Genomic DNA, 431 nt, shown 5'->3' on the forward strand with positions numbered 1-431 from the left:
CCGACCGCATTCGTGAAGATTTCCGCAATTCCCGGCAGACGGATCCGGTGGCTATTATCAATGGCGCGGTAAACCAGACGTTGACCCGCACGATCAATACTTCTGTGACGACCCTGTTGGTATTGGTGGCGTTGTACTTCTTTGGTGGTGAAGTCATGCGCGCTTTTTCGGAAGCTCTGCTGGTGGGTGTGGCGGTAGGTACCTACTCGTCGATTTATGTGGTTACGAATATTCTCTTCATGATGAAGGTCAGCAAGGAAGACTTCATGATTCCGGAACCGGAAGAAGTGGATGAAATGCCATAACGGCAATTGATCATTGATAGTGGTTAATTGATAGTAAAAGGCCGTGATTCGTCACGGCCTTTTTGCTTTTCAGGCTGGCGGTGTTGGCACCGCAATGTTGGAGATAATCATGAAAAAAATGCTGAC

Annotated in this window: 1 pseudogene; it reads left to right on the top strand. The window is 48.3% G+C overall.

From position 1 onward, the window contains the following. Positions 1–305 (top strand): annotated as a pseudogene (locus A3730_RS10575) (protein translocase subunit SecF); the annotation flags it as partial. Between the last annotated feature and the right edge of the window lie 126 nt (positions 306–431).

The organism is Alcanivorax sp. HI0044, from assembly GCF_001634945.1.